The 6,717-nt window shown below is 32.6% G+C and carries 6 protein-coding genes and 1 tRNA gene; all 7 read left to right on the top strand.

The window, feature by feature from the left end:
* The first annotated feature begins 200 nt into the window (after positions 1-200).
* Positions 201-1,058, top strand: coding sequence for an ABC transporter permease (locus ENO17_01220; GenBank protein HER23679.1), 858 nt, complete (start codon positions 201-203; stop codon positions 1,056-1,058).
* Between the two features lie 9 nt (positions 1,059-1,067).
* Positions 1,068-1,143, top strand: a tRNA-Arg gene (locus ENO17_01215).
* 187 nt (positions 1,144-1,330) lie between these two features.
* Complete coding sequence (locus tag ENO17_01210; protein HER23678.1) at positions 1,331-3,007, top strand: arginine--tRNA ligase; 1,677 nt, start codon at positions 1,331-1,333, stop codon at positions 3,005-3,007.
* Positions 3,008-3,110: 103 nt separating this feature from the next.
* Entirely contained in the window at positions 3,111-3,992 is an 882-nt protein-coding gene (gene rapZ, locus ENO17_01205) for an RNase adapter RapZ (GenBank protein HER23677.1), read from the top strand.
* 70 nt (positions 3,993-4,062) lie between these two features.
* A complete protein-coding gene (gene whiA / locus ENO17_01200) occupies positions 4,063-4,995 on the top strand; it encodes a DNA-binding protein WhiA (protein HER23676.1) in 933 nt (310 codons plus the stop codon).
* Positions 4,996-5,112: 117 nt separating this feature from the next.
* Positions 5,113-6,219 (top strand): sn-glycerol-3-phosphate ABC transporter ATP-binding protein UgpC, encoded by a 1,107-nt coding sequence (gene ugpC, locus ENO17_01195; GenBank protein HER23675.1) that lies wholly within the window; start codon positions 5,113-5,115, stop codon positions 6,217-6,219.
* A 135-nt stretch (positions 6,220-6,354) separates the two neighbouring features.
* Positions 6,355-6,717 (top strand): RNA polymerase sigma-54 factor (locus ENO17_01190; GenBank protein ID HER23674.1); only part of this gene is annotated, 363 nt, incomplete at its 3' end.

The following is a 6,717-nucleotide window of genomic DNA, read 5'->3' as shown; positions in this document are numbered from 1 at the left end:
ATTTAGTAGTAGACTTGACCTATGCCTGGATTGATCCTCGGATAAAATATACTTAGATAATTACAAGAGAAGGGAGATATAAAATCTTGGAAACTAAGTTAACCGAAAGAGAAAATAAAATTGAGGATAAGATAGTTATTGATAAAAAACCTGAGGTGAGTTTATGGAAAGATGCCTTTCATAGATTATTAAAAAACAAAATGGCCGTAATGGGAGGCATAATTATTCTTGTTTTAATTATTCTTGCTATTTTTGCTCCTTATATTGCACCTTATCATTATGCAGAAGGTAATCTCTTAGATAATTTTGCTAAACCAAGTACCAAATATTTACTGGGAGCAGATTTTATGGGTAGAGATCTCCTGAGCAGAATCATCTATGGCACTAGAATATCGTTAAGCGTGGGAATAATTGGAGCTCTTACTGCTTTTATAATTGGAGTTTTTTATGGAGTTGTTTCGGGATATTTTGGGGGTAAAGTTGATGATATTATGATGCGCTTTGTGGATATCATGTATGGCTTTCCTACTATATTATTAATTATTTTGTTAATGGTGCTTTTCAAATCTACTTTTGCCATTGCTACTCCGGGAACTTTTGCCGGATACTTAAATGTGGTTGATAGAGCTTTTGGTGGATTATTCTTTATCTTTATCGGTATAGGAGTTACTGCCTGGCTTGGCATGGCGCGTATTGCCCGAGGGATGGCTCTCTCTTTAAGAGAGAAAGAATTTGTTGAAGCTGCCAAGGCAGAAGGTGCAACTAATTTTCAAATTATTGTAAGGCACATTATGCCTAATTTGTTAGGCCCATGTATTGTCAGAGTAACTCTGGATATTCCAAGATATGTCACTTTTGAAGCATTTTTAAGTTTCATCGGTTTAGGGGTAAATCCTCCCACTCCAAGTTGGGGGATGATGATATCAGAAGGATATAAAGCTATTCGCTCTTATCCTCATTTGGCGATATACCCGGGATTAGCTTTGGCTATAACTATGATGGCTTTCAATTTTTTGGGTGATGGGTTACGCGATGCATTGGATCCGCGAATGAAATAGTTTTTTTATGCGCCCGTGGCTCAATGGATAGAGCAGGGGCTTCCTAAGCCCTTGGTTGGAAGTTCGACTCTTCTCGGGCGCACCATTTTAATGTGACTATTTTATCAAAAAAACAAAATTGTATAAGGATTTCCCTTTTTTTATAAAAGAACCTGCTCTATTAAAAGGGAAATGAGTGAATAAATCCGCCTACTTTAAAATAAATATTTCTAATGGAAAAAGTTTTAAATTTCGAACTAAAGACTAACGAATAATTTATTAGGGGTTTTTAAATGAAAATTGATTTCGCAGATCAAATCAAAGAGATATTATTAGATTCAATAAAAATAAATATAGAACAAGACAATTTTCAGGTGAGAAATATTCCTGAGATAATATTATTAAAACCAAAAAATAAGGCTCATGGAGACTTATCTGCTAATATCGCAATGCAATTATCCCGTGAATTGAAGTTAAAACCCATTGATATTGCTCATCTTATTGAGAATAATTTAGATGTTCAGGATACAATAGTAGATAAAGTTAAAATCGCCGGACCAGGTTTTATCAATTTTTGGTTGAATGAGAATTGGTTATATAAGGTGCTAGATGAAATTAGAGAACAAGGAGAGAATTACGGTAAAGTAAATTTAGGCAAAGGGAAGAAGGTTCAAGTAGAATTTGTCAGCGTTAATCCTACCGGTCCGCTACATGTTGGTCATGGAAAATGTGCAGCGGTCGGAGATGCATTAAGTAGTATATTAAAAGCAGCAGGATACGAGATAGAAAAAGAATATTACATTAATGATCAAGGAAAACAGATAGACATATTAGGTCAATCCGTTCATGCAAGATACAATAATTTTTTGGAGGGGAAAAAGGAATTTCCTACTAATGGCTATAAGGGTGAATATATTTTTGATATAGCCAAAGAAGTGATCGATCAATTTCAAGACCGATATAAAGGAAGAAGTGATAAAGAAACTCTGGAGTTTTTTAAAGAATTTACTTTAAATAAAATATTATCAGGGATTAAAAAGGATTTAGAAGATTTTGGAGTAGAATTCGACGTCTGGTTTAGCGAAAAATCACTTTATGAGCAGAATAAACTTCAAGAGGTTATTGAATTACTTAGAGAGAGAGACTTTCTTTATGAGGAAAAAGGAGCACTCTGGTTAAGGTCCACTGTTTTTGGTGATGAAAAAGATAGAGTAGTCATTCGGGAAAACAACATCCCTACTTATCTTGCCTCCGATATTGTTTATCACCAAAATAAATATCAAAGAGGATTTGACAAGGTAATAGATGTTTGGGGTGCGGACCATCATGGCTATATTAAAAGGATGAAAGCAGCCATACAAGCTTTAGGTTATTCTAAAGATTTTTTAGATATATTGATTGTGCAGTTCGTTACTTTAATAAAAGATGGAAAAGAAGTAGGTATGTCAACTCGAGGAGGAGAATTTGTTACCCTTAGAGACTTAATTCGAGAAGTGGGTAAAGATGTAGCTCGTTATTTCTTTTTAATGAGGAGTTATGATAGCCATACCGAATTTGATCTTGATGTAGCTAAATCTCAATCTATGGAAAACCCGGTATATTATATTCAATATGCTTATGCGAGGATATGTAGTATAATAAAAAAAGCTGAGCAAGAAGGAATAAAAATTGATAAGAACCAGGAAGTTAATCTTCATTTATTGGACAAAAAGGAAGAGATTGAATTGATTAAAAAACTATCTTCTTTAAAAGAAGTGGTGAAAAAGAGCGCTTTAACCTGGAAACCACACCTTTTAACTACTTATCTTTATGATTTAGCTTCCTCTTTCCATAAGTATTATACATTACACCGAGTAGTTACTGAAGATAAAGAATTGACTAAAGCACGTTTAGTATTAATCAGCAGCACTAAGATAGTATTATTTAACACCTTTAAGATTTTAGGGATTTCAGCTCCCGAGAGCATGTGAATAACAGTTTGCCAGTTATTATGATATTAATTCATTAACTGACTACCCAAATAATCAAATAAACAGCTAACCATATATTTTGAGGAGTAAAAAGAAGTTGGATATGACCAGATTTGTAATAATTACCGGCCTATCCGGTGCAGGGAAAAGCATAGCCGTTAAATGCTTTGAAGATTCTGAGTTTTTTTGTGTAGATAATATTCCTTCTAAGCTAATCCTTAAATTTGCTGAAATTTGTTTACAATCAAAAGGGAAACTATCAAAGATTGCTTTAGTGGTAGATATAAGGGGAGGGATATTTTTTCAGGATTTATTCGAATCGCTGGATTATTTAAAAGAACTGGGGATTAATCGAGAGATAGTATTTTTAGAAGCAAGCGATGAGATTTTGATGCATCGGTTTAGTGGAACCAGAAGGAAGCATCCTTTAAATATTTCAAACAATATCCTTGAAAATATACAAGCAGAGAGAGAGCAATTAAAAGAATTAAGATCTCAAGCTAATTTAATAATAGATACTTCTGATTTAACTCCCAAACAATTAAGTCATGAAATTATCAGGAATTTTATAAAAGGAAAAGAGCAAGAGATTAAAATAACCTTAATCTCTTTTGGATATAAGTATGGTATTCCTATTGATGTAGACTTGATCTTTGATGTTAGGTTTCTTCCCAATCCCTTCTATATTGATCAATTAAAAAATTTACCGGGGACCAACGAAAAGATTGAAAAATATGTAACTGAATTTCCGGTAACACAACATTTTGTAGAAATTTATTTTAATTTACTGAATTATTTAATCCCCTTTTATATTAAAGAAGGCAAGACCTATCTATCTATTGCTTTTGGATGTACGGGGGGTAGACATAGGTCGGTAGTTTTAATAAATCGTTTAGCAGATTTTTTAGAGAGGAAAGAATATAAGTTGTTTGTGAAACATAGAGACATAAAGAAAGAAGAAATCAAGATTAAAAACAACTTATGAAGTAAGATAAAGACGGGGGAAACAAATCTAACCCTTACTTTTATAAAAAATATTAAAAAGAAAGAGTTCAATGTTATTTTCTTACCGAGTAAAAACTGAATTAGCCAGGATAATCCCCCAGAATGTATCTGAACAGAGGGATGAATTACTGGCATTTATAAAATTAAAAGGAAAGTTAGTTAAATCTAATCAGAAAAAAAATGTAGTTATTATTTTAGATGATCCGACTACCACGCGGACAGCTTATAATTTGATTAAAATGGTTTTTGGGATTTTCCCCTCGGTTAAAAAAGAAAATTTATCAAATACCAAAAAATATTACGAGATTAAAGTTCCTTTTTTAAGAGAAATAGAGATTATTTTTAAAGAATTAAATCTAAGCTGGGAAGATAAACCTATATCCGACAAACAATATATTCTAAGAAATATAATAAATTTGAATAAAAATTTTTCTAAAGATTCCTATTTACGGGGAGCCTTTTTGATAAATGGATTTGTAAGTGATCCGGAAAAGATGTATCACTTAGAAATTTCTACAAAAAACAAAGGAGAGGCAAATTTTATTCATGCTCTCTTAAACTATTATGATTTAAACTCGCGGATAAGTTTCTGGAAGAAAAAGTGGGTAGTATATTTGAAGAGGGGGGAAAGCATATTTGAATTTTTAAGATTAATCGGACTTCAGGATGCTCTGCTATATTTTCAGGATATAAGGGCTAGAAAAGATGTTTTAAATATTGTAAACAGATTGGTTAATTGCGAGACCGCAAATTTGGATAAAATAGTTCTTTCGGCAGCTAAACAATTACACGATATTGATGTGATAGAAAAAAAAATGGGTTTGCAGTATATTTCACCGAAATTGTTCTTGGTAGCTGAAGCACGTAAGAATCTTCCTTATGCCAGTTTGCAGGAATTAGCCGAGGAATTAAATTTTAAACTAACTAAATCAGGAATTTATCATCGGTTAAGGAAAATATCTCAGATTGCGGAAAATTTATAAACCATTTCTTAATTTTTATAATTTTAATTAGATACAATTCAAGAATAAGGGATATCAAAATTAGTATGTTAAATTTTTGTTAAAATTAAATAACTATATAAAAGGAGAGGAATTAAAATGGCAAATGTAATTTTAAAGAACCTTACTAAAAAGTTTAAAGAAGTCACAGCCGTAGATAATGTAAATATAGAGATTAAGGATAAAGAATTTGCGGTTTTGGTTGGTCCGTCGGGGTGTGGGAAGACTACAACTTTACGGGCAATTGCTGGCTTAGAGGAAGCAACCTCAGGAGAGATATATATTGGCGATAAGTTGGTCAACGATATTCAGCCTAAAGATAGAGATATTGCCATGGTTTTTCAAAACTACGCTCTTTATCCGCATATGGATGTATATAACAATATGGCTTTTGGACTAAAATTACGGAAATTTCCCAAAAAAGAGATAGACCAAAGGGTGCAGGAAGCAGCTGAGATTTTAGGGATAGAAAACCTATTAAAAAGGAAACCAAAACAGTTATCCGGTGGACAGAGACAACGAGTAGCAGTGGGAAGAGCTATTGTAAGAAAACCAAAAGTGTTTTTATTCGATGAGCCTCTTTCAAATTTGGATGCTAAGCTAAGAGTGGCAATGAGAGCAGAAATTAGCAAACTTCACCGCAGATTAGAAGCTACAATCATTTATGTCACTCATGATCAGGTAGAAGCAATGACGATGGCTAGTAGAATATTTATCATGAATGAGGGGTGTTTACAGCAATCGGGTGCACCTTTAGAAGTTTACCAAAAACCAAATAATAAATTCGTGGCTGGTTTTATCGGATCTCCGGCAATGAATTTTATAAACTCCAAAATAGTAGAGGAAAATGGAGACTATTTTATCGATGCTGAAAGTTTTAAAGTACAGGCTCCCCAGTCTTTTTATTCCAAAATAGAAGATTATGCCGGGAAAGAAGTGATTTTTGGAGTTAGACCTGAGGACCTTCACGACAAACAATTCGTTTCCCAAATTAAACCTTCTACTTCCAATACTATAAAAACTAAAACAGAAGTAATTGAGCCCCTGGGGGCAGAGATCTTTATTTACCTTAATTGTGGAAAGCACTCTATAATAGGGAAAATGGATTCTCGTACCCAGGTAGAAGTTGAACAAAACATGGAAGTAGTATTAGATATGGAGAAGACTCATCTTTTTGATACAAAAACTTTATTGGTTATAGTATAGAAGAAATATAAATTAAGGTTTAGCGTCCTAACTTGTTTTATATTTTAGTAAATCATGGAGGATATTTTATATTTTTAAGAAGTTATATCAAAGATATGACCATGTCATATACCAGATAATAGTGGAGCTTGAGAGATGAAACCCGAATTATCATTGATACAAAAACAAAAATTAGTTCTTACTCCCCAATTATACCAAGCAATTAATATATTACAATTAAATTTAGCTGAACTAAAAGATCTAATTGACGAAGAATTAGTGAATAATCCGTTGTTGGAAGTAAAACAAGAAGCAGGTTCAACAACCGAAAAAATAAATCAAGAGGAAAATTCTTTAACGCAAACTGAAGTATCCCAAGAAAAAAAAGAAGAGAATAGCTTGGATGATTGGTTAAATTATCTCCAAGAAAAAGAAAATCGATCTTTACCCAATAGAACTGTATTGGAGAAAGAAAATAGAGACGAAAATTTTATTTATTATAGAGAATCATTACAAGAT

The sequence above is a fragment of the Candidatus Atribacteria bacterium genome (assembly GCA_011056645.1).
GTDB classification, from domain to species: domain Bacteria; phylum Atribacterota; class Phoenicimicrobiia; order Phoenicimicrobiales; family Phoenicimicrobiaceae; genus Sediminicultor; species Sediminicultor quartus.
The sequence above is the reverse complement of the archived record's forward strand: the minus strand, read 5'-3'. Positions and strand labels throughout refer to the sequence as shown.

Coding starts and splice junctions, on each gene's coding strand:
- ENO17_01220 (HER23679.1), top strand. CDS start 201: ATGGCCGTAATGGGAGGCATAATTATTCTTGTTTTAATTATTCTTGCT.
- ENO17_01210 (HER23678.1), top strand. CDS start 1,331: ATGAAAATTGATTTCGCAGATCAAATCAAAGAGATATTATTAGATTCA.
- rapZ (HER23677.1), top strand. CDS start 3,111: ATGACCAGATTTGTAATAATTACCGGCCTATCCGGTGCAGGGAAAAGC.
- whiA (HER23676.1), top strand. CDS start 4,063: ATGTTATTTTCTTACCGAGTAAAAACTGAATTAGCCAGGATAATCCCC.
- ugpC (HER23675.1), top strand. CDS start 5,113: ATGGCAAATGTAATTTTAAAGAACCTTACTAAAAAGTTTAAAGAAGTC.